The following is a 23,140-nucleotide window of genomic DNA, read 5'->3' as shown; positions in this document are numbered from 1 at the left end:
GAGGTTGGCTATCCTTCAAAAGCCTCCCAAGCTTTTGAAGTTTAAGCAAGTAAACTTCAAATCCAGAAGGCGCATTTGAAGCTTAGGAGCGAATCGCCCCTCCCGCTATCCTGCACGGCATGACTGATGTGTTTGCCTCCCTGCGCGTTACCGACGTCGCCTTCGACGACGACTTCATCCTGCTGACCCTGGCCGATGGCCGCCGCACCCGGCAGCCGCTGCGTTGGGCGCCTGCGCTGTTCGAGGCCACGCCGGAACAGCGCGCGCAGTGGGTGGCCACCCCCGATGGCCTGGGCGTGAACTGGCCGGCCCTGCTGCCTGCGCGCGAGGAGGGCGTGGTCGATATCCCCAACCAGGTCTGGGATGACCGCTACGAGGCGGCGCTGGCGCGCTTGCAGGCGGCCGCATGGTCGCTGGATGCGTTGTCCGACCAAGACCAGCAGCTGGTGGCACTGTGGCGCATGGAAGCGGACATCAACAACGGCGGTTTCATGCAGTTCCTGTGCAACTGGGGCGATGCGACCTGCCAGCTGGCGCTGCGGGCACTGCAGGCCATGGGCGCGGTGCAGACGCACGCGATCCTGGCCGGCATGCGCGGGCTGCTGGACCGGTTGGAGGACGACCCGGAGATCAAGCAGCTGCATGACCTGTACGGCGCGATGACCGAGGACGAGCAGGCCGCCCTGCATGCGTTCGATGAGGCCTATTTCGAGCGACCGGAGGACCTGGCCAGGTTGGGGTTGAGGCACTTCGGCCCGGAGCCTGTTGAACAACGCTGACCCTTGCACCGCGGTAGCGTCGAGCTTGCTCGACTGACGTTGAAGAGCAGTCGAGCAAGCTCGACTCTACGGTTCAGCGCGGGTACGCCAACACCACCACCAGGTCCTCTTCCCCCACCTGCTGCAGCGCATGCGTGCTGCCGGTGCGGGTCAACAGCGCATGGCCCGCCCGCACGTCATGCTGCTTGCCATCCAGCACGTAACTGCCCTGCCCGCTGACGATGTAGTAGATCTCGTCCTTGTGCTGCGGATGCAGGCCGATGCCGGCGCCTTTGTGCAGCACGCGCTTGCGCAGCACGAACGGCAGATCTGCCGCATCGGCGAAGAACGGATAGGCAGTGGTCGGCCCGGCACCGCCATGCGGCCCCGGCTGTGCGCGCGCGACGGCATCCTCATGCACCACTTGTGAGGGCCGCGCGGCATCGGCACCCTGCCCTGCACCCATCACATCGCAGTCGATGTCGCGCACCAGCGCCGGTTGCAGCGCCGGCAGCAGCGGTACCGCCTCGCGCAGCACCAGACAGGCCACGGCGTTGGCACCGGCCACACTGAAATGGGTGCCGTCGGCCTTGTTCTGTTCCGGCACGAACAGGAAGTACGGGCGCGCGCCCTGCTCGCCCAGCGCGCGGATCCAACGCGTGCTGCGGTCGTTGAGTTCGATCAGCGCGACGTGCTCGCGCGCGGCCAGCTGCTGCATCGCCAGCGTGTAGCGCGCATGCGTGTCCAGCAGTGACCCGAAGTCGTACAGCAGGCGCGCCACCGGTGTGATCAATACCGGCGTGGCGCCCTTGTCACGTGCGGCCTGCACGTAGTTCATCAGCAGGCGCGGGTAGTCCGCGTCCGGGTCGGTATAGCGGTTGGGATCTTCAAACTTCGCATCGTTGTGGCCGAACTGGATCAGCAGAACATCACCGCGGCGCAGTTCCGCGGCGATCGCCTCCAGGCGCCCTTCTTCGATGAAGCTGCGCGTGCTGCGCCCGCCTTTGGCATGGTTGTGCACTTCGTAGCGCGCCGGGTCCAGGTAGCTCTGCAGCGCCTGGCCCCAGCCCGCCTGCGGTGCACGGTCGGGCCCATACGTGGCAGCCGTGGAATCGCCGGCGATGAACACCCGCACCGGCGCCGCCTGCGCAGCGGTGCATGACAGCAGCAACAGCAGCAGCAGGTTGCGCATGGCCGGTCCCCGGTAGTGCCGGCCGCTGGCCGGCAACCTCATGAATATTTGCAGCATGCAGGGCAATGCCGGCCAACGGCCGGCACTACCGAAGGCCATCGCTTACCGCGCCAACCAACCACCATCCACCGGCAGCACTGCGCCGTTGATGTAATCCGATGCCGACGAGGCCAGGAACACGGCCGCGCCGGCCAGGTCTTCCGGAGTACCCCAGCGGCCGGCCGGAATGCGCTCGAGAATCGCCTTGTTGCGGTCCTGGTCGGCACGCAGCTGGGCGGTGTTGTCGGTGGCCATGTAGCCCGGCGCAATGGCGTTGATGTTCACGCCCTTGCCAGCCCATTCGTTGGCCAGCAGGCGAGTGATGCCGGCGATGCCGCTCTTGCTGGCGGTGTACGACGGCACGCGGATACCGCCCTGGAACGACAGCATCGACGCAATGTTGATGATCTTGCCGTGGCCCTGTTCGATGAAGTGGCGGCCAGCGGCCTGCGAAATGAAGAATGCGGACTTGATGTTGACGTTCATCACGTCGTCCCAGTCCTGCTCACTGAAATCCACCGCATCGGCACGTCGGATCAGGCCAGCGTTGTTGACCAGGATGTCCAGGCCGCCCAGGCCTTCGATGGTTTCGCGCACCACGCGCGCCACCGGCTCGATGCTGATCAGGTTGGCTTCGATGGCCAGGCAGCGGCGGCCCAGCGCGGTGATCTTTTCGATGGTTTCGGTGGGCGGGGCGATACCGGCCACGGCGACATCGGCGCCAGCGGCGGCCAGTGCCACGGCGATGCCCTGGCCCAGCCCGGTATTGCCACCGGTTACCAGAGCGACCTTGCCTTCCAGGCTGAAGGGATTAGCCATTGCGTATGCGTTCCTTGGTAGAGGCGAGCGGGGTGAACAGCGACGGCCGCCGCGCACGGTGCACGGCGGCCGGTCAGGGCTTACTTGAGCTGGCAGATGTCCAGCACGTGCATGTCGGTGTAGTCCAGGTTCTCGCCGCCCATCGCCCAGATGAAGGCGTAGTTGCTGGTACCGGCGCCCATGTGGATCGACCACGGCGGCGACACAACGGCTTCGTTGTTCTGCATGACGATGTGGCGCTGTGCGTCCGGCTCGCCCATGAAGTGGTAGACGCGGTCGTTCTGGCCCAGGTCGAAGTAGAAATAGACCTCGCTGCGACGGTCGTGCAGGTGCGGCGGCATGGTATTCCAGACGCTGCCCGGCTTGAGCACGGTCAGGCCCAGCAGCAGCTGCGAGGACTGGCAGGTGGCCGGCACGATGTACTGGTAGATGGTGCGCTCGTTGCTGGTTTCCAGCGCACCGCGGTCCAGCGCCACCGCATCCTTGATCGACAGCTGCTTGGTCTCGAAGCGGGCGTGGGCCGGGGTGGAAGCCAGGTAGAACTGGGCCGGATTGGCCGCGTCCTGCGAGGCGAACACGACATCCTTGCTGCCCATCGCGACATACAGGCCGTCCTTCGGACCGAGCGTGTAGACGGTGCCATCGACGGTGACCGTGCCGGTACCGCTGCCGACGTTGATCACACCCAGCTCGCGGCGCTCCAGGAAGGGATGGCCGGCGGCCGAGGCCGGTTCGGTCTGTGCCGGCAGGGCCAGCGGGGCATCGACCGGGGCCGCGCCGCCGAGCACGAAACGCTCGTAGTGGGTGTACTTCAGGGTCACCTGGCCGGCGTTGAACAGGCCGTCGAGCAGGTACAGCTCACGCAGCTGGTCGTTGCTGGCGCCCTTGATGGCGTCGGGATGGGTGGCGTAGTGGGTCTTGCAGTACATGGCTTCTCCAGAGCGGGGGGCGGGCCGAAGGGTTCGGCCCCGGCGCGGTTCACGGTCGATTCTAGCGGCGTTGGTAACCGGTGTCATTTTGCGCCGCACGATAGGGTGGCAGGGCTGGAGAGTCACGACCAACGGTCGTGACCCACCGACCTGCAGGATTGAGGCCTTCGGCCTCAATCCTCTGGCGGCTGGCAGGAGTCGCGGACGATCAGGTGCGGGCGCACGCTGGCGATCTGCAGTGCGGCCTGGCTGTCGGGCTGGATCAGCATCGCCGCGGCGGTGCGGCCGGTGTCGCGGGTATGGCGGCGCACCGAGGTCAGCGACGGCCACAGGCGCGAGGCCAGCGGGCTGTCGTCGTAGCCGACGATGGACAGCTGGCGGGGGATGTTGATGCCCGCACGCAGCGCCACCTTGTAGATGCCGGCAGCCATTTCATCGTTGCCGGTGAAGATGGCGGTCGGCCGGCGCTTGCCCAGCAGCAGCTTCTCGGCGGCGGCAACGCCCGATTCAAAGGTGTAGCCGGCTTCGATGATGCGGTCCTTGGGCAGTTCGATGCCGCGCTGGGACAGCGCGTCGATGAAGCCGGCGGTGCGCTCGTGCGCGGAGCGGTAGGCGCTGGGGCCGGTCACCAGGGCGATCTCGCGATGGCCCAGCGACAGCAGGTAATCGGCGGCTTCGGCCGCACCATCGCGGTCGTGGGTCACCACCATCTGCGAGCTTTCATCCAGCGGCAGCGCGGCCACGCGGGTGAAGCGGCAACCGATCTCGTCCAGCATGTCGGCCAGCGCCTGGTCTTCCGAGGCACGCGGCACCAGGATCACCCCGTGCAGCTTCTGCTGCTGCACGAAGCGGCGCACACCGTCGATGTAGCCCGGGCTGCGGCTGTCGCAGGGGTGCACCACCAGCTCGAAGCTGGACCCGCGCAGCGCATCCAGCGCGCCGTACTGCATGTCCACGATGTACTGCGCGGTGGGGTTGTCGTAGACCATGCCGATCAGGAAGGAGCGGCGGAAGGCCAGGCCACGCGCCAGCGGATCAGGCGTGTAGCCGACCTCGCGCATCAGCGCCTCGACCTTGTCACGCGTGTCCTTGCGCACCAGGGGCGAGTTGTTGATGATCCGTGAAACCGTTTTCTTCGATACTCCCGACAGTCGCGCGATGTCGTTGATCGTGGCGGCCTTGCCCTTCGCCAATGCCGGCGTGGCGGCATCGTTCTTGTTGCGCACTGACATGTAGTGAACCCGGTAAGTCTGGGGATTCCAGCGCGCGCTCAATCCAGCGCGCGATAGCGGAAGCTGCGGAAGGTTACCGCACCGTCGCCGGCCGCATACAGCGCCGGCTTCAGTGCCAGGAACTTGCCCGCCACATTGTGATGGTAACCGGACACTTCCATCTGAACCGGGTACTTTTCCCAGCGCTGGCCATCGGTGCTGGAATGGAAGGTGACGATGTGCCGGTTGTTGGTCACCCGCAGCCACAGCTTGCCGCCCTTTGCGCTGGGCGCCAAGCGGGTGGGGCGTTCCTCGCCATAGCGGTGCATGATGAACTTCTCGCCGTTGCTGCCCACGCCCACGTACAGGCGGTCGCTGTAGAACAGCAGGGCGCCGCCGACCGCGCCCGGTGCGACATCCATCTCCACCTCGAACTGGTAGGCCTTGTCGCCGGCGATGGCGGTCAGCGGCGAGCTGTCGCGCGGGGTCTGGCCCTTGCCCTGCAGCACCAGCCCCTGGCCGCTGAAGCCCAGCCGCCGGTATTCATCCTGGGCCGGGTTGAAGAACGACCACTGCGGGCCGAGCGCCTTGCCGCGGAAATCATCGGACAGGGCCATGCCGTGGGTGCCCACCGATTCCCCGGACGGCTTGCGCAGCGGCTGGCCGAGGTCGCCGCCCTTGGCCACGAACCAGCCATCGTCGGTCCACTCGATCGGCTCCAGCAGCGCCTGCCGGCCCAGCGTCCAGTACCCGTTCTCGTAGCCGTGGTACATCATCCACCAGCGCCCGTCGGTGCCTTCGATCACCGTGGCATGGCCGCGCGACCACCACGGCTCGGCGGCCGACTGCGTGCGCATGATCGGGTTGTTGGGTGCGTTCACCCATGGCCCGTGGATCGAGCGCGAGCGTGCGGTGATCACCATGTGCCCGGTCGGCGGTCCGGCGGTGCCGCCTACGGCGGTGGTCATGTAGTACCAGCCATCGCGGAAGTGGATCTTCGGGCCTTCCTGCGCATAGGCCTCCACATCCCAGCTTTGCGGGTACTTCCAGCCGTCGTAGACGTGCTTCGGGGTGCCGACCACGCTCAGGCCATCGTCGGCCAGCTGCACGTAGTCGCCACCGCTGAGGAACAGGTAGCGCTTGCCGTCCTCGCCCACGGCGTGGCCGGGGTCGATGTAGCCGCCCAGGCCGATGTCGATCGGCTCGCTCCAGGGGCCCTTGATGCTGTCGGCCCAGACCACGAAGTTGCTGCGGTGTTCGCCGGTGCGGGCCGGGAAGTAGATGTAGTAACGGCCCTGGTGCTTGACGATGTCCGGCGCCCAGATCGCGCCCACGTTCCGGGTGATCGCATGGCCCAGCGGCTGCCAGTTCACCAGGTCGCGTGAATGCCAGATCGGCAGGCCGGGGTAGGCATCGAACGAGGACAGGGTGAGGTAGTAGTCCTGGCCGTCCTTCAGGACCGACGGGTCGGGCCGGTCACCGGCGAACACCGGGTTCAGGAAGGTGCCATCGCCCAGGTCGGCCTGGCGCTGGTTCTCGATGCCGCGCTTCCACGCCGTGGAAGGCGCCTGTACCTGCGCGCAGGCAAGGGCGGGCACGGCCAGCAGCAGGGTGGCGGCCAACAGGGATTTCAGGGCGGTGCTGGACAGCATCGGAGTCCTCCGTGGTGCGGATGCGGATTCAGGGGGCGAGATGCCCGGTACGCGCGCGCCAGGCCGGCGCGTCGCGGTCGAGCAGGGCCTGGGGCCAGGTGCCGTACCAGTGGTAGCCGGTGCGGCGCTCGCGGCCGACCTGGTCGTAGCTCTGCAGGCGTTCGCCCTGGCGGTTGGCCAGCACCACGCTGTTGTCGGCCAGGTCGTGGAAGCGGCCCCACAACAGCGGTGCGGAAGGGTCTGCCAGCAGGCGGCGGTCCACCGTGCTGCGGTGGTGGGCGAACTGCTCGGCCGGAGCGCCAAAGGTCTGCAGGCGCAGGCCATGCAGGGCATTGGCCTGGAACCACGCCAGTGCGCCTTCGATGGCCTGCACGGTCTGGGGCGAGGGATCGGGAATGGACATCAGGTAACGCACCACGTCCACGCTTTCGTCGGTCACCAGCGCGGCCAGTTCAAACCTGCGTCCGGGTGCCGGCTGCAGGGTGGTGGCATCGTACTGGCCGGCCCAGATCGTCGGTTGCCCCTGCTGGCGCACCTGCAGTCGCAGCAGGCAGGCATCGCCGCGCTGCACCGCCGTGGCCACGCGCGCGCGGCGCGCCGCATCGACAAAGGCGAAGCGCGGTGCGACCTGCACCTGGCGCAGGGTAGCCAGTACGCCGCTGGTCACGTCATCGGCGAAGGTGATGCGGTCGTGGTAGTCGGTGCGCGCCGGTACCGAATGCGGCCAACCGCCACAGGGTGCGATCTGCTGGTCGAGGATGAAATCCAGCCCCCGCAGGGCAGCATCGCGGTAGCGCATATCCCTGCTGCGGGTGAAGGCTTCCGCCAGGTAATCCACCTGGGTGTAGGTGGTGCGGTTGTCGAAGCTGCCGCCGGGCTCGTCCTGGGCCTTGCGTGCGGCCTCGCGGGCGGCGGCATCCAGTATCCGCAGCGGATCCTGGTTCACCGGCCAGCCACCGGAGTGGCGCTGCAGCAACAGCAGGTTGTCGGCGATCTGCCGGTACTGCCGGGGCTGCAGCCGCGCGTAGCCGTCCGCATGGCCGCTGCGCCAGTGGTTCACACCGTCATTGAAGCTGCCCACCGGAATGGCCGGGATGGCAGGATCCAGCGGCGGCGCGGCATCGGCCGCCGTGGCGGCCGTGCACAGTCCCAGCAGCAGCGGCAGCGCGCGACGCCGCATCACGCGCGCAGCGCAGCCGGCAGCCACAGCGACAGCTGCGGGAAGAAGGTGACGATCAGCAGCACCGCCAGCGCGGCGAACCAGAACGGCCAGATGGTGCGCATGCTCTGGCCCACGGTGATCTTGCCGATGGAGGTACCGATGAACAGCACCGAGCCTACCGGCGGCGTCACCAGGCCGAGGCCGCCGGTCAGCACCAGCACCAGGCCGAAGTGGATCGGATCGATGCCGTAGGCCTTCGCCACGGGCAGGAAGATCGGCGTGCAGATCAGGATCATCGGCGCCAGATCCATGAACGTGCCCAGCAGCAGCAGCATCACCACGATCATCAGCAGCACCATGAACTGGCTGTGCGCGAAGGACTGCAGGAAGTCCACTGCAGCCGTGGGCACCTGCAGGTAGGCCAGCAGCCAGCCGAACACCGCCGCGGTGGCGATGACGAACAGGATCACGCCAGTGCTGCGCGCGGCATGGATGACCGTGTCGAAGAACTCGCGCCAGCGCAGCTGCCGGTACAGCACCGTGGTCACCAGCAGGGCGTAGACCACGGCAATGGCCGCACTTTCCACTGCAGTGAAGATGCCGGCACGGATGCCGACGAAGATCAGCGCCACCAGGCCCAGGCCGGGCAGGGCGGAGACGATGCGCAGCAGCACCGCGCGCCAGCCGGGGAACACTTCCACGCCGTAGCCGCGGCGGCGCGCCACGGCATAGCCGGTCAGCATCAGAGCGACGGTCATCAGCAGTGCCGGCACGATGCCTGCGGCGAACAGATCGGCGATGGACAGGCCGCCGCCGGCCGCGGCCGAGAACAGGATCAGGTTGTGCGAGGGCGGCACCAGCAGCGCCACCAGCGCGGCGGTGATGCTGACGTTGACGGCGAAATCGCGGTCATAACCGCGCTTGACCATCTGCGGGATCATCGTGCCGCCGACCGCCGAGACGTCGGCGATGGCCGAGCCGGACACACCGCCGAAGAACAGCGAGGACAGGATCGAGACCTGGCCGAGACCGCCGCGAAGGCGGCCGACCAGCGACGAGGCCAAAGCGATCAGGCGTTCGGAGATGCCGCCGCGCATCATGATCTCGCCGGCAAAGATGAACAGTGGAATGGCGATCAGCGAGGCTGAGCCGGTACCGGCCGAGATCTGCTGCACCAGTACGATGGTAGGAATGTCCAGATAGAGCAGGGTGGCCAGCGCGGCGGCGGCCAGCGCGTAGGCGACCGGCACGCCGAGCAGCAGCAGCACGCCGAATACAGCGAACAGAATGGTGATGCCCATGGGTCAACGATCTCCTTCAGCGTCTTCGCTGCCAGCGTCGCTGGCCTGCAGCGCTTTCCACGCACGGTTCAATGCGAACAGCACCATCAGCGCACCGCCCACAGCCAGCGGCAGGTAGTTGATGCTCTGCGGCAGCAGCGCACCGGCAGCCTTGATGTCCAGCCCGTCCAGCAGCAGGTCGGCCGACCAGAAGGCGATGAAACCGCCCAGCACGGCCACGACCAGCTGGATGAGGACGTCCACGGCGCGGCGCAGGCCGGCCCTCATGTACGCATGCAGCAGGAAGAAGCCGAAGTGTCGGTTGGTGTGCACGCCGCAGGCCGCACCCAGGCTCATCGCCGTGGCCAGCAGCAGCAGGGTGACCGGCTCGGTCCAGCTGGGCGAATCGTTGATGACATAGCGGGCGAACACCTGCCAGCCCTGCACCACCACCAGCCCCAGCAGGGCGGCGACGGCACAGTAGATGGCGATGTCGGCAATGCGGTCCAGCAGGCGCTGTCCAGGCCCGGCGGCGGGCGTCGTCGTCTCGGTCATGGCAGGGTCCTCAGGCAGCGCGGATGCGATCAACCAGCGCGGCGATATCCGGCTGTTGCAGGTACTGCTTCAGCAGCGGCTGGGCCGCGGCGCGGAAGGCGGGCATGTCCACTTCGTTTGCTTTCACCCCGAGATCGAGCACGGCACGGCGCGCGGCGCTTTCCGAGGCGTCCCAGTGCTCGCGCATCACCTTCACCGAAGCACGGGCGGTGTGCAGCAGCAGCTGGCGGTCATCGGGCCTGAGCCGTTCAAAGCTGGCGCGCGACATCAGCAGCACGTCGGGCGCATAGGAGTGATCGCTCTGCGACCAGTAATGCGCAGCCTCGAAATGACGGCTGGAGTGGAAGCTGCGCATGTTGTTCTCGGCACCGTCGATCATGTGCGTTTCCATGCCCGAGAACGTATCGCCCAGCGACATCGGCGTCGGGTTGGCGCCAAGCAGGCGCATCAGCTGGATGAAGATGTCCGACGAGGCCACGCGCAGCTTCAGACCGTGCAGGTCTTTTGGCGCAACGATGGGATGCTTGGTGTTGTAGAAGCAGCGCGCGCCGGAATCGTAGATCGCCAGGCCGACCAGATCGCGGCTCTCGAAGCCCCGCAGGACCGACTCGGCCACGCCCTCATCCAGTGCGGCGCGCTGGTGCGCCACCGATTTGAATACGTAGGGCAGGCACAGCGCCTGGGTCAGCGGGAAAGCGTTGTTCAGCGCACCGGCATAGACGCGGGTGATGTCGATGGCACCGAAGCGGGCCATGTCGATCGCTTCCGATTCGCGGCCCAGCTGGCCCGAGTGGTACTGGCGCAGGCGCAGGCGGCCATTGGTCTCGCGCTCCAGCGTTTCGCCGATCCACTTCACCGCGGTCACGGTGGGGTAGTCGGCCACGTGCACGTCGGTGGCGGTCAGCAGCGTGCCGCCGTCCACGCCAGCGGCCGGCCCACGGCCACAGGCCGCGAGCATGGGCGTGGCCAGGGCAGCAGCGCCACCGGCCAGGAAGTTACGTCGTGTGATCATCTGCGCCCTCCCGCGCGTGTTCACCAGGGCAGGCCCGCGGTCATCCCGCTGGCACGGCCCGGCAGGCAATGTCGCCGAAGCCGGCGAAACGCACCAGCGCGGTCTGCCCGGCGGTGATGTCATGGATACCGGTGGCGTTGCCGGTCGCGATCAGGTCGCCCTTGCGCAACGGCCGGCCACGCAGGGCCGAACGGGACAGCGCGAAGGCGTACGCAGCGCGCAGGCCGCCGGGCAGGCGGGTGGCGCCGCCGGTGCCGACCACTTCGCCTTCGATCAGCGTCTCGGCGCGCAGCGAGGTTTCATCGCGTGCGGTCCAGTCGACGATCTCCGGCCCCAGCACCAGGCCGTTGTTGTTGCCGAAGTCGGACACCACCACGCGTGGACCGAGTTCGTTGATGGTGGCCAGCGGGCTGCTGGCCACTTCCACGCCGATGTACAGGCGTGCGGGCAGGGCCTCGGCCTGTTCCGGCGACCAGTGCAGTTGTCCGGCGGGAGCGTCCTCCAACAGCTCCAGCACGTACTCCGCTTCGACCGCGGCAAAGCCGCCGACGAACACCGGAATGTCGGTTGTTCCACCGGTAGCATTTTTCAGCTGACGGGAAAAAACCGGGCCCAGCAGGCGGTCATCCGCGGACACGTCACGGCGCTCGGCGGCGATGTACCCCACCTTCCAGCCGACCACCTGGTCATCCCAGGCAGCGATCGCCAGGTCCTGCACCTGGTAGGCGGCGACCAGGGTGTCCGGGATGTCGCCCGGGAATGCGGCCAGTGACTGCCCGGCGCGGCGGGCGGTGGTGAAGGCCTGGGCGATCGCGGCCGCATCGTCCGGCGGCGGCGTCTGCCCATGTGTGCCGTGTTCGTTGCTCAAGAACGGTCTCCCTGTGTTTGTTGCACTGCCCATCGACAGCGTCTGCAGGAGGTGTATATGGTAAACCGGTGTCATCGTGCAAGCCGCAGCGCATCACGTGCTGCCACCGGATGCACCGGGCACCCTGTCCCCGTCCTGTCGGAGCCGTTGCCTGCCATGCGTCTGCGTCCTGTCGTGCTGTTGTTGTCCGGGCTGTTGCTGGCCCTGCCGCTGATCTCCCCCGCCGCGCCGCTGCGCGACAACGAACGCCCCGGGCAGGAGTTGGCCGGCGAGCAGATCGCCCTGTGGCCCGCCGGCCAGGTCCCCGGCGAGCAGGGCCCGGCACGGCCGGCACGGGTGGTCGAGCGCAGCCGTGACCCGGCCCACCCTGACCGCTATGTCGACCAGATCGATGCGCCCTATCTGCTGGTGCATGTACCGGCGCAGCCGAACGGGCGCGCCCTGCTGGTGATTCCCGGTGGTGGCTACCAGCGCGTGGTGATCGACAAGGAAGACAGTGCACTGTTGCCGGAATGGGTGGACCGTGCCGGCTACACCCTGTTCGTGCTGCGCTACCGCCTGCCGCAGCCCGGCCGCGACCGCCAGGCGGCGCTGGCCGATGCCCAGCGCGCGCTGCGGGTCGTGCGCGACCAGGCTGCACGGCGCGGCCTGGATGCCGACAGCGTATCGGTGATGGGCTTTTCCGCGGGCGGCCATGTGGCCGCGCGGTTGGCCACCGGCTTCGATGCGCAGGTGTACCCGGCGCGCGACAGCATCGACCGCCTGAGTGCACGCCCGGCGCGCGCGGTGCTGGTCTATCCGGTCATCGACATGGGCGCGCATGCGCACAGCGGCTCACGCGGGCGGCTGCTCGGCGACCATCCGGACCCGGCGCTGGCAGCACAGTATTCGATGCAGCAGCAGGTACGCGCGGACATGCCGCCGACGCTGCTGGTGCACGCCAACGATGACCGCGTGGTGAGCGTGCACAACAGCGAACGGATGGCAGCGGCCCTGGCCGACGCCGGGGTCGAGCACGAACTGCATCTGTTCGCCCACGGCGGGCATGGCTTCGGCATGCGCGTGCCGGCGGGTTCTACGCTGGCGCTGTGGCCGCTGCTGGCGGAGGCGTGGCTGGCGGCTAAGGAGAAGGGGGCGGAGATGGGGTCAGAGCCCCTCTCCGGTGGAGAGGGGATCCGACCCCAGGGTAGCCGATGAACGCTGCGCCGGACGATCTGCAGCGCCGCCGCTTCCTGCGCGACAGCGCGCGCTGGGCACTGGCCACGGCCACCGTGGCGGCTCTGCCCTCGGCGCTGGCGGCCCCCGGGCCGCGCGATGACACCCAGGTGCTGGCGCGGGTCCGCGGTGGTCGCGTGCGCGGCCAGCGCGAACAGGGCGTGCTGGTGTTCCGTGGACTGCGCTATGGCGCGGATACAGCCGGCTACCGTTTCCAGCCACCGCGGCGCGAGGCCCCTTGGCACGGGATCGCCGACGCGCTGGACCATGGCGCCGCCGCACCGCAGGGCGGGGCGGAGGGGCCCGGCAGCGAGGACTGCCTGTTCCTCAACGTATGGACGCCGGCACTGGATGCGCGTGCGCGCCGGCCGGTGCTGGTCTACATCCACGGCGGCGGCTTCAACAACGGCTCCGGCAGCGATCCGCTCTACGACGGCGGCGCGCTGTGCCGGCGCGGCGATGTGGTGGTGGTCACCCTCAACCACCGTTTGAACACCTTCGGCTATCTGTACCTGGGCGCGCTGGGTGACCCGCGCTATGCGATGTCCGGCAATGTCGGCCAGCTGGACCTGGTGCAGGCGCTGCAATGGGTGCGCGAACATGCCGCAACGTTCGGCGGCGATCCCGGCAACATCACCGTGTTCGGCCAGTCCGGCGGCGGCGCCAAGATCGCCACGCTGATGGCGATGCCGGCGGCACGCGGCCTGTTCCAGCGCGCATGGACGATGAGCGGTCAGCAGGTCACCGCCGCCGGCCCGCGCGCGGCGGCACAGCGTGCGGCGGTGGCGATGGACGCCGTTCGTGCACCGGACCTGGCCACGCTGCTGCGCCTGCCCATGGCCGACCTGCTGGCGGCCACCCGCGCCCGCGATCCCTCGCGGGTGGAGGACACCGCGCTGTACTTCGGGCCGGTGCTGGACGAAGTCGTACTGCCGGTACATCCGTTCTGGCCACAGGCCCCTGCACAGTCAGCAGCCATCCCGATGGTGATCGGCAACACCCACGATGAAACCCGGGCGTTCCTCGGCAACGACCCCGCCAACTTCGCGCTGGACTGGACCACCCTGCCGGCACAACTGGAAAAACAGCAGTTCGTTGACCTGCTGCCGTCGGTGGTGATCGAGCACTACCGTCGGCTGTATCCGCACTACACGCCATCGGAGGTATTTTTCGCGGCCACCACGGCCGGGCGATCCTGGCGCGGTGCAGTGGAAGAGCTGGAAGCGCGCGCGCGGCAGCCCGCCACGGCAGCACCCACCTGGGCCTACCAGCTCGACTGGCCTTCGCCGGTGGACGATGGGCGCCTGCGCGCCTTCCATACCCTGGATATTCCGCTGGTGTTCGACAACGCCGGCCTGCCCACGGCGCGCACCGGGGGCGGCGAGGCGGCACGCGCCGTGGCGGCCGTCATGAGCGATGCGTTGATCGCCTTCGCCCGCCACGGCGATCCCAACCACGGCGGGCTGGCGGAGTGGGCGCCATACACCCTGCCGCAGCGCCGCACGATGCTGTTCGACGTGCGCAGCCGCGCCGCCGACGACCCGCGCGGCGGTGAGCGTGAGCTCTACCAGCGCGTTCCCTTCCTGCAACGAGGTACCGCCTGAGATGCGCCTGCTGCCTGTCCTGCTTGCACTGACCGTGGCCGGCGCCGCGCACGCCACGGTTGATCCTTCCATCAGCGATCGTCCTGCACCCACGCCGATCCGCGCCAGCAAGATCGTGCTGGTAGGCGATTCCACCACCGCCGTGCAGGGCGGCTGGGGGCCGCGCTTCTGCGCCGACCACGTGACCTCGTTCGCCGCCTGCCTGAACCTGGCGCGCGGTGGGCGCAGCACGTACAACTACCGCGCCGAGGGCTCGTGGGCGCTGGTCGAGGCGGAGATGCGCACACCGGGCTATGCCGCCACCTGGGTGCTGATCCAGTTCGGCCACAACGACCAGCCGGGCAAGCCGGGGCGCTCGACCGACCTGCAGCATGAGTTCCCCGACAACCTGCGCCGCTACGTGCAGCAGGTGCGTGCGGCCGGTGCGAAGCCGGTGCTGCTGACGCCACTGACCCGCCGCCAGTTCGTTGATGGCGCCCTGGTGGATGACCTCGCACCGTGGGCCGACAGCGTGCGCACGGTAGCGCGCGAACTACGGGTACCGCTGGTCGATCTGCACGCGCGCAGCCGCGCGCTGGTACAGGCGCTGGGGCCGGTGCCGGCGATGCAGCTGGCGCAGGCGCTGGCCACCCAGGCGCAGGTGGCCAGCGCATTGGACGGCACCACGGTTGGCGCCAGCCCGGTACAGGCCGGCGCCACGGCAGCGGCACAGAACGCAGCGCTGGAACCGATGGGACAGGCCAAGCGGGCCTTTGATTACACCCACCTGGGTGACGCAGGTGCACAGGTGTTCGCCACTCTGGTGGCGACCGAACTGGCCCGCGAGGTGCCGGAACTGCGTGCAGTGCTGCTGCCATGACGTCGCAATCGTCGCGCAAATGCTGCGATTTACGTCGAATTTTGTCGCAATCAGCTCGATTTTGACCGCAAGAGGGTCTGCAAACATTCTGTTAACCCCGCTCGCCTAGACTGGCCCTCATGGGAGCGACATTCACATCACTGCCGTTCACGGGCCGGGAACGCCTGCTGGCGGCCATCGACGGCGCGGTCTGCCTGGCCGATCCGCCACTGATCACCCAGGCCCTGCAGAAGGTGCTGCGCGAAGCCATCATCGATCCACTCATCGAGCTGCCGCCGTGCGTGCGTCGCCCGGTGGACGGTCATTACGCCCGCCGCGAACTGCACCGCAGCCCGACGCTGGGCTACAGCGTCATTGCCATGTGCTGGGGGCCGGGGCAGGGCACGCCGCTGCATGACCACGATGCGATGTGGTGCGTGGAAGGCGTCTGGCAGGGGGAACTGATCGTCACCCCGTACGCGCTGCTGGAGCGTCGTGGTGAACGCCACCGCTTCGCCGCGCAGGAAGCGCTGTACGGCTACCGCGGCAGTGCCGGCAGCCTGATCCCGCCGCACGAGTACCACACGCTGCGCAACGCCAGCGAGGTGGACGTGGCGGTGTCGGTGCACGTGTACCAGGGCGTGATGGAACGCAGTGCGGTGTTCGACCCGCAGGGCGATGGTTGGTACCAGCGCCGGGTGAAGCTGATGGAGACCGACGCGGCGTGACCGCGTCCCGCCGGGTGTGGCCCGGCGCTACGCGGTGATGCGGGCGCCCATCAACGCGGCATGTGTGCGCTGAGCTCCTGGTAGCGTCGAGCTTGCTCGACTGCTGTTTGCGCTATGCAACGAGCAGTCGAGCAAGCTCGACGCTACGGAAGCCAGGGCGATGGCGCGCACGCAGCGCCCTCAACGCGGCACGTCGGCCACGTTGTTCAACCGGGTCACTTCCTCACCGCCGTCGGCCAGCGCCACGCGCACGCGCAGTCCGCTGCGGTCACCGGCCGGCAGTGGCAGCGACACCCCCACCGTCTTCGGCTGCAGATCGCTCGGTGCGGCCATGGCCGGCACTTCGGTGCGGGCAAGCTCGCGGCCACGCGCGTCTTCCAGCACGGCCACGCCCACGCCACTGCCGGCGTGGCCCAGGCTGTGCACGGTCACATGCACCTGGCGCCCGTCCACACGCACATCGCCGCGGCCGATGCCCAGGTCCGCACGGGTCTCCACCGGGCTACCGGCCGCGATGCGCTCGAACTCGAACACCTCGGTACGCCCCGGGCGGAACTGCATCGGCACCGACACGCTGGTTTCCAGCTGCACGGTGCGTTCGGCCGGTGTGCCGTCGATCCGGCCATCACCATCGGCATCCACGCCGCTGCGCACGCGCCAGGTGCCGCTGGCCACATTCCAGCCGGTCATGTCGGCACCGATCGCGCGGGCACCCAGGTTGTAGCTGGTGACGGTGAAGCGTTCGCGCGAGGGCGCGTGCACCAGCAGGGCCACCTGTTCGGCGGCGCCATCGCGGTCGAAACGCCAGCTGACGGTATGACCGGGCCAGCTCTGGTTGCGCTTCAGCGCGATGCCGCCCAGGCGGGCACGCTGCAGGAACTCGCTGGGCGCTTCCACGCGGTCGGACCACCAGTGGCCTTCGGTGTTCATGTAGGCGCGCTGCACCTTGGCCTGCCGGCCATCGGCGTGCAGCGCATCGATGTACTTCGTATCGCCGCTGGCCTGCCAGGCCATCAGGCTGGCGAAGCCGGTCTTTCCGGCATCGGCCTCGGCGGTCAGGGTCGGGTACCAGTCCTGCTGCCTGCCAAGCACTTCGACATAGTTCTCGCCCAGGTTGGCCAGCGCGCCTGGCCCGCCACGCGCCACACGATAGTCCAGCGCCTGCAGGTACTTCGCATCGCCGGTCCAGCGCCACGCGGCCCAGAACGTATGCATGATGTCGCCGCTGCCCGAACCGTTGTTCAACTCGCCGCCGCGGGTGGCGCCGGTGGCCCAGTTGATTTCGTTGGGCAGAGTGAAGCGGCCCTTCTCATCGGTGCCCGCATGGGCCAGGTAGCCGTCGGCCAGGCCGATCACCAGCTTGCGGCCGGTCGGATCGGCGTTGTACTGGCCCAGCAGGAACGCCGGGTGCAGCACCGGGAAGGAGTAAGGCTTCTGCCACTGCCAGTTCGGCTCGCGGTAGACCTTGTTGCCGCCGAACCAGTTGCTGGAAAACAGCAGGTTGCCCTGCGGGTTGCGCAGGATGATGCGCTCGTCGAAGGCCTTCACCGTTTCCATCAGGCGCTCCAGCGTCAGCGGGTCGCCCCAGTTGAGGTAGAGCATGGCGCTGTTGGTGTTGATGCCTTCCTCGTAGGAATGCAGCTCGTCGGTCTCGATGGTGCTCAGGCCGTTGCTGAACATGCCATTGCGGTACACCGCATCGGACAAGGCGGTCAGCGAAGCCTTCAGCCGATCCGGCTGCACACCCATCAGCGCCAGGCCCGGCCACTGCTGGGTCAGGTCGGAATCATCGGAGATGCCGCCACCGAAATCGCCATAGGCCACCTGGCGCTCGTCGATCCACCAGTCGACGAACTGCCGCACCTGGGCCAGGTCCTGCACCTGGTTGAACGCCCACGCCGGCACGCCCTTGGGCACGGCAGGTGCGGTATAGGGCGGGCGGCCCTGGCTGTTGTAGCTGATGTAGTTCCAGTACAGGCGGCCCAGCTCGTGGTCCGGGTCCACCCGCAGCAGGTCGCTGAGGTCGGCATACACGCGCGCATACAGGCGCTGGCGCTTGGAGGTGGTGTGCTCTTCCACCAGGAAACCCCAGTTGTCGCGCACCTGGTTGAAGCGGTCGGCGACGTGTTCCTTCAGCGCGTCGGCGCGTGGCTTGAACACCAGGCGGATCTGCGCGCCGTCCAGCGCGGCGGCGTCGAAGCCCGGCGCGGCCGAGGCGATGCTCAGCCACAGGCTGTCCGGGGTAAGGATGCGGTCGCGCAGATCCAGCCACAGCGTGCGCTTCTGCCCCGGCTGCACCGACACCGAGACATCGATCATGTCGCGTGCCGGCCAGATAGGATCCTTGATGCGGATGTTCAGCGGGATCAGGCCATCGTGCGTGGCCGGCAGGTCCAGCGCGGGAAGGTCGATGGCCACACCATCCAGGCCGTCATGCATGTTCTCCCAGCTGTAGGCCCAGCTGCGGATCAACGGCTGGTTGGCCGGTGCGTCGCCCACGCCTGAAGGAATCAGCACGTGCACGATCGGCCGCGGCTGCGCGGGCAGGCTGTCGGCGCCACGGCGGCGCGAGCCTGCGCCCTTGGGCAGGGCCATCACCGTGCTGCGCTCGGCGGCCGGGAAGCGGCCCTCTATGTACTGCCGCAGTGCATCGAGGTTGGTGTAGTCGGGCAGCGCCTGGCTGTCGATCACGTAGGTCTGCTTCACCGTGCCCTCCGGCTCGGCGCCTTCGCTCACGTTGTAGGCCCAGATCTCCTGGATCGGCGTTTCCTGTTCGACATTGCTGAAACGCAGCACGCCGCCCTGCTGCGCTGGAATGTCCTGCACGCTGCGTACCACCCCGCGCGGGCGGGTGGCCAGCACCTGGGTGGCGTGCGCGGCATCGGGCCCGTGCGCCAGGGTGCCGAAGGCCGCACCACGGATCTCCATGCGGTTCACCGTCTCGCCGGCCGGCAGGCTCAGGTCCAGGTGCTGGCCGCTTTCCACATAGGTGTTCCAGTCGGGCAGCTGGAAGTAATCGTTGCGTCCGGGCAGGCGCGAGCGGTTGTAGACGCCGGGCCAGGTGGTTTCGGCGATACCATCGGTGGCCTTCCACATCCACGCCTTCAGGTCGCGGGTGTCGGCGAACTCGATCTTGCGGATGCGCGTGCCAGCCGATGCCAGGGCCGGCGGTGCCGCGCCTTCCCAGCCGAAACGATGACGCCAGGCGCGCTCGTCGGTGGCCGGGGCCACTGCACTGGCCGGAGCCCTGCCGCCTGCCAGTGCCTGTACCGCAGGCCCATCCAGCATGCGGTCGTACACGCGGATGTGCTGGAAATCGCTGCCGCGCAGGAAGTTGTAGCGGCTCTGCACCTGGTAGGGCGCCATCACCCGCCCGGCCAGGCCGAGCTGGTCCAGCGCCGCATCGTAATCACCGGTGGCCTGCGCGCGCGCCACTTCGCGGCCATCGACGGACAGGCGCACGCCCTGGTCCTCGTCCCAGGCAAAGGCCAGGTGCAGCCACTGGTCCGGCCGCGGCGGCGTGTCCATGCGGAACGACACACGGGTACGTGCCAGGTTGGCATCGGTGACGAAGGCATCGAAACCGTGGCCGTTCCAGTCGATGCGCAGCCACGCCATGTCCCAGCTGCTGTGGTCGGCATAGCCGACGCGGAAGATCACGAACGGCGCTTCGCCCACCGCATAGCGCGGCCGCCAGTCGAAGGCCAGGGTGCCGCGCTGGGCCAGGATGTTGCCCGGTGCATCCCAGGCCAGCACACCATCGTCTTCCCACTGGATGGCCTTGCCGCGTGCACCGTCATCAACCACCGCCGCCTTGTCGCGGAAGTTCGGCACCGCTTCGCCCTGCGCCGTGATGGCGGTCAGTCCCTGGTTGGCGTCAACGTGGAACAGCAGCGTCGGCGAGGGTGCAGCCAGCGCGGGCAGCGCGGCGGCCATCGACAGCGCGGCCACCAGCAGGCGGCGACGCGGGCGGGGCAGGACAGAAGCGGTACGTTGCATGGAACCTTCCTTTCAGCAGCATTCGACGGTGCAGCGGCATGGCGGCGGTGCGGTACAGCAGGGCAGGGCGTGCGCTCAGAACTTGTAGCGCAGCCCCAGGTAGTACTGGCGACCGGTGTGGGTATAGCGGTCGGGCAGGGACAGCGCGGAATCGACGTAGCGTTCGTCGGCGCTGTCCAGCAGGTTGATCGCCTCGAAGCTGACGGTCAGCTGCTTGTTGAACTTCCAGGACATGTTGAAATCCACGTTTTCCACGCTGTACTTTCCGGTCACGTCGGCGGTGGCGTACTGGTTGCCGTCCAGGTCCCAGACGCTTTCCTGGGTCAGGATCTGGTTGATGTAGGCATCGCGGTAGCTGGTCGACACGCGTGCGCTGAAGCGGCCGTCGTCGTAGTACAGGGTGGCGTTGTACGAGTTCGGCGACAGGTTCAGCAGGTCGTTCTCGGTGTAGGTGGTGACGATGGTGTCGCCACTGCCGGAGCTGAAGAGGTATTTGATCTTCGAGTCGACGTGGGTGTAGTTCAGCTGGATGCCGAAGTTCTTCCAGAACCCGGGCAGGAAGCTGAAGGGCTGCTGGTAGGTCAGCTCATAGCCCTTCAACGGGCCACCGGGCGTGTTGAAGTAGCTCTGCACGTTGAACAGCGTGTTGGGGCTGAAGCCGGCCGGCAGCAGGTCCAGCGAATAGCCCATGTCGCCCCAGGTGGTCAGCAGGCGGGTACGCTGCACGTAGGTTTCGATGTCCTTGTAGAACACCGCCGCCGACAACAGCGCACCTTCCTGGAAGTACCACTCCGCGCTCAGGTCGTAGTTGGTGGAACGGAACGGATCCAGCTTCGGGTTGCCCAGGTTGATCGAGTAGTAGCGGTCCTCGTCAAGGAAGCTGGTCGGGCCGCCACTGACGCTGGGCGACAGGTTGGACAGGGTCGGGCGGGCCATGGTCTTGGCCGCGCCGAAGCGCAGCACCACGCTGTCGGTGAGGTCCCAGGCCAGGTTCAGCGACGGCAGCCAGTCGTCGTAGCGATGGCCGACGGTGGTGGCCACCAGCAGGCGTTCGCCGGCATCGGCGGTGGCGCTGGCCACGCCCAGGAACGGTTCGCAGGCCGCCGAAAGATCGCTGCTGTTGGCGGCCTGGCACGGCGCATAGCCGCTGGCGTCGATCTCGGTGCGCACGTAGCGCAGGCCGAGGTTGCCGCGGAACGGGCGATCCCACAGTTCGGTGTTGAAATCCAGCTGCAGATAGCTGGCGTAGCTCTTTTCGGTCACATCGAAGTTGTTGTTCGATGCACCGAAGTGGCCGACCCCGGCCAGGCGGTAGTCACCGCCCAGCGTGCCGGTGTTGCAGTTGCAGTAGATGTCCAGCAGTTCGGCAATGCGGTTGAAATCGGGGATCAGCCAGCTGCCTGGCGTGCTGCCGTCCAGCCCCTTGCCGAAGCCATCGAGGGTGGTGGACAGATCACCCACGCCGACGCCGTCGGGCAGCGCCTGCGACATGCGGCCGTAGCTGATGTTGCGGTACTCCTGCGTGCGCATGCCGTAGTCCTTGTAGGCCAGGCCGCCGCGCAGGGTGAAGGTGGGCGAGAGGTTGAAGGTCAGGTCGACCTTGGCGGTGTCGAACTGGTTGTCGACGTACTGCGGGTTCAGACGCACTTCGCTGATGTTGCCGCCACGGGCAGTGCCGTTGGCATTCACAGGTGCGGTGCCGTAGCCCAGCCATTGCCAGGAAGCCGCATCCCCCAGCGCGAAGGGGAAGGTCATCGACGGCATGCTGGCGCCGTTGCGCATGTCCAGCACGAAGCCATCCAGATTGCTGTTGTCGAAGCTGACCATCGAGAACACCGGCCGCTCGAAGCTGGACGCCGAATGGCCTACCAGCGCATCCAGGCGCACCGCATCGTTGAAGCGGTGCTCGAAGTTCAGGCTGACCTGCTTGAACTCGGTGCTTTCTTCGATGGCGGTCGATTCGGTGCGGAAGTCCACGTTGTCGAACACGCCGTAGACCAGCCGGTTCTGCGCGTCGACCTGTGCTTCGCGCACCACGATCTGGGTCTTGCCGCCGTACTGCGCGGTGCGGTGCAGGTTGGCGCCAAGGGAGTCCTCGCGCTGGTCCTTGTCCAGCTTCGAGTACATCAGGTCCAGGTTGAGCAGGCTGTCGGGGCTGAAGCGGAACTGCAGCGCACCGGTGACGCCCAGTCGTTCGATCTCATGCTCGGTGCGGACGTAGCGCGGGTAGCGGGGGATCCACGCATTGGTGGCGGTTTCGTACGCGGCGATGTTTTCGGCCGTCGCTTCGGGGCGGTCGATGCCGGTACCGCAATGGGTCGCGTCGATGCCGTAGCTGCCCCAGCCGTTGCTGCGCGCCTGGTTGGCGGCGCTGCCCACGCCCTGCGCGGTTTCATTGGCAGCCGGGTTGCGCGGCGTCTGCGGGTCATAGCCGGCCGGGCTGCAGAAACCATAGGTACCGTTGTTGGCGGCGTTGGCCTGGTTGGAGTTGCGGTAGTTGCCGTGTTCCCAACGGACCGGGTTGTAGCCTTCCTCGAAGATCGTGCGCTTGCTCCACGCCACCGACATCAGCGCGCCGAAGCGGCCATCGGCCCAGGTATTGCTCAGCAGCGCCGAGACGCGCGGGTCCTTCGAGCGCGACAGTTCGTTGTAGCCATACTGGCCATTGAGCGAGGCCTGGAAGCCGTCGAAATCGAACGGCCGCGACGCGCGCAGGTCGACCGTGGCGCCGAGCGAACCTTCATCCATCTGCGCCGACTGGGTCTTGTTGACCTTGACCCGGCTGAACAGTTCGGAGGCGAAGGTGTTGAAGTCGAAGCCACGGCTGCGGTTGACGCCGGTGGTACCGCTGCCGGCCGTGGACAGGGCTTCCAGGCCGTTGATGCGCACGCGGGTGAAATCCGAGCCGAGGCCGCGCACGGAAATCTGCTGGCCTTCGCCGCCTTCGCGGTCGATGGAGACACCGGCGATGCGCTGCATCGACTCGGCCAGGTTCAGATCGGGAAACTTGCCGATGTCCTCGGCGTAGATCGCATCGACCTGCTCGACGCTGTAGCGCTTTTCGTCCAGCGACTGCTGCAGGCTTTCGCGATAGGTGGCCTTGACCTCCACCTTGTCCAGGTCGACCGCATCGGAGCCGGCGGCAGCCGCTTCCGGGGTCTGCTGCCCATGGGCAGCGTGGCTCAGCACCAGTCCGATCGACAGGGCGAGCACGGTGAGCGGCGCGCGGCCGCAGTGAAGCGCGAGCGACGAATCCATCTGTAAACCCCTCCCAGGGTG

17 protein-coding genes are annotated in these 23,140 nt (G+C 67.7%); 5 read left to right on the top strand and 12 right to left on the bottom strand.

The features are described from left to right. The first annotated feature begins 119 nt into the window (after positions 1–119). Positions 120–779 carry a DUF4375 domain-containing protein gene (locus C1924_RS00265; protein ID WP_108763551.1) on the top strand — a complete coding sequence of 220 codons (660 nt, stop codon included), beginning with the start codon at positions 120–122 and terminating at the stop codon, positions 777–779. A gap of 73 nt (positions 780–852) precedes the next feature. Here C1924_RS00265 and C1924_RS00260 read toward each other — a convergent pair whose 3' ends face one another. The 10 genes from C1924_RS00260 to C1924_RS00215 all read right to left on the bottom strand — a co-directional run bounded on the left by C1924_RS00260 (position 853) and on the right by C1924_RS00215 (position 11,477). Then, complete coding sequence (locus tag C1924_RS00260; RefSeq protein ID WP_108763550.1) at positions 853–1,950, bottom strand: GDSL-type esterase/lipase family protein; 1,098 nt, start codon at positions 1,948–1,950, stop codon at positions 853–855. A 102-nt stretch (positions 1,951–2,052) separates the two neighbouring features. Then, positions 2,053–2,808 carry a 2-dehydro-3-deoxy-D-gluconate 5-dehydrogenase KduD gene (gene kduD, locus C1924_RS00255; RefSeq protein WP_108763549.1) on the bottom strand — a complete coding sequence of 252 codons (756 nt, stop codon included), beginning with the start codon at positions 2,806–2,808 and terminating at the stop codon, positions 2,053–2,055. A gap of 80 nt (positions 2,809–2,888) precedes the next feature. Continuing rightward, positions 2,889–3,737: a 5-dehydro-4-deoxy-D-glucuronate isomerase gene (kduI, locus tag C1924_RS00250; protein ID WP_108760816.1), complete on the bottom strand. Its 849-nt coding sequence runs from the start codon at positions 3,735–3,737 to the stop codon at positions 2,889–2,891. Between the two features lie 173 nt (positions 3,738–3,910). Then, a complete protein-coding gene (locus C1924_RS00245) occupies positions 3,911–4,969 on the bottom strand; it encodes a LacI family DNA-binding transcriptional regulator (RefSeq protein WP_108763548.1) in 1,059 nt (352 codons plus the stop codon). A 38-nt stretch (positions 4,970–5,007) separates the two neighbouring features. After that, positions 5,008–6,600, bottom strand: coding sequence for a family 43 glycosylhydrolase (locus C1924_RS00240; RefSeq protein ID WP_108763547.1), 1,593 nt, complete (start codon positions 6,598–6,600; stop codon positions 5,008–5,010). 28 nt (positions 6,601–6,628) lie between these two features. Further along, the gene (pelA, locus tag C1924_RS00235) at positions 6,629–7,780 is read right to left on the bottom strand and encodes a pectate lyase (RefSeq protein WP_254051184.1); all 1,152 of its coding nucleotides are present in this window, start codon (positions 7,778–7,780) and stop codon (positions 6,629–6,631) included. Next, positions 7,780–9,063 (bottom strand): TRAP transporter large permease, encoded by a 1,284-nt coding sequence (locus C1924_RS00230; protein ID WP_108763545.1) that lies wholly within the window; start codon positions 9,061–9,063, stop codon positions 7,780–7,782. The genes pelA and C1924_RS00230 overlap by 1 nt, the downstream gene beginning before the upstream one ends. Before the next feature lie 3 nt (positions 9,064–9,066). Further along, positions 9,067–9,597 (bottom strand): TRAP transporter small permease, encoded by a 531-nt coding sequence (locus C1924_RS00225; RefSeq protein WP_108763544.1) that lies wholly within the window; start codon positions 9,595–9,597, stop codon positions 9,067–9,069. A 10-nt stretch (positions 9,598–9,607) separates the two neighbouring features. Next, positions 9,608–10,609: a TRAP transporter substrate-binding protein gene (locus C1924_RS00220; protein WP_108763543.1), complete on the bottom strand. Its 1,002-nt coding sequence runs from the start codon at positions 10,607–10,609 to the stop codon at positions 9,608–9,610. A 40-nt stretch (positions 10,610–10,649) separates the two neighbouring features. Continuing rightward, a complete protein-coding gene (locus C1924_RS00215; RefSeq protein ID WP_108763542.1) occupies positions 10,650–11,477 on the bottom strand; it encodes a 2-keto-4-pentenoate hydratase in 828 nt (275 codons plus the stop codon). Positions 11,478–11,633: 156 nt separating this feature from the next. Here C1924_RS00215 and C1924_RS00210 point away from each other — a divergent pair, with 156 nt between their 5' ends. The 4 genes from C1924_RS00210 to C1924_RS00195 all read left to right on the top strand — a co-directional run bounded on the left by C1924_RS00210 (position 11,634) and on the right by C1924_RS00195 (position 15,862). Next, positions 11,634–12,674 carry an alpha/beta hydrolase gene (locus C1924_RS00210; protein ID WP_108763541.1) on the top strand — a complete coding sequence of 347 codons (1,041 nt, stop codon included), beginning with the start codon at positions 11,634–11,636 and terminating at the stop codon, positions 12,672–12,674. Then, positions 12,671–14,296, top strand: a complete 1,626-nt coding sequence (locus C1924_RS00205; protein WP_108763540.1) for a carboxylesterase family protein — start codon at positions 12,671–12,673, stop codon at positions 14,294–14,296. The genes C1924_RS00210 and C1924_RS00205 overlap by 4 nt, the downstream gene beginning before the upstream one ends. Before the next feature lies 1 nt (position 14,297). Further along, positions 14,298–15,155: a rhamnogalacturonan acetylesterase gene (locus tag C1924_RS00200; protein WP_108763539.1), complete on the top strand. Its 858-nt coding sequence runs from the start codon at positions 14,298–14,300 to the stop codon at positions 15,153–15,155. 119 nt (positions 15,156–15,274) lie between these two features. After that, positions 15,275–15,862, top strand: a complete 588-nt coding sequence (locus tag C1924_RS00195; protein WP_108763538.1) for a cysteine dioxygenase family protein — start codon at positions 15,275–15,277, stop codon at positions 15,860–15,862. 180 nt (positions 15,863–16,042) lie between these two features. Here the strand turns inward: C1924_RS00195 and C1924_RS00190 are convergent, their stop codons facing one another. Then, positions 16,043–19,861 carry a LamG-like jellyroll fold domain-containing protein gene (locus C1924_RS00190; RefSeq protein ID WP_108763537.1) on the bottom strand — a complete coding sequence of 1,273 codons (3,819 nt, stop codon included), beginning with the start codon at positions 19,859–19,861 and terminating at the stop codon, positions 16,043–16,045. A 75-nt stretch (positions 19,862–19,936) separates the two neighbouring features. Next, the gene (locus tag C1924_RS00185) at positions 19,937–23,119 is read right to left on the bottom strand and encodes a TonB-dependent receptor (protein WP_108763536.1); all 3,183 of its coding nucleotides are present in this window, start codon (positions 23,117–23,119) and stop codon (positions 19,937–19,939) included. Positions 23,120–23,140 lie beyond the last annotated feature (21 nt).

Origin of the sequence: Stenotrophomonas sp. ESTM1D_MKCIP4_1 (genome assembly GCF_003086895.1) — a bacterium.
GTDB lineage: Bacteria > Pseudomonadota > Gammaproteobacteria > Xanthomonadales > Xanthomonadaceae > Stenotrophomonas.
Note: the sequence above shows the minus strand (reverse complement) of the source record. Positions and strands in the feature narration are given on the sequence as shown.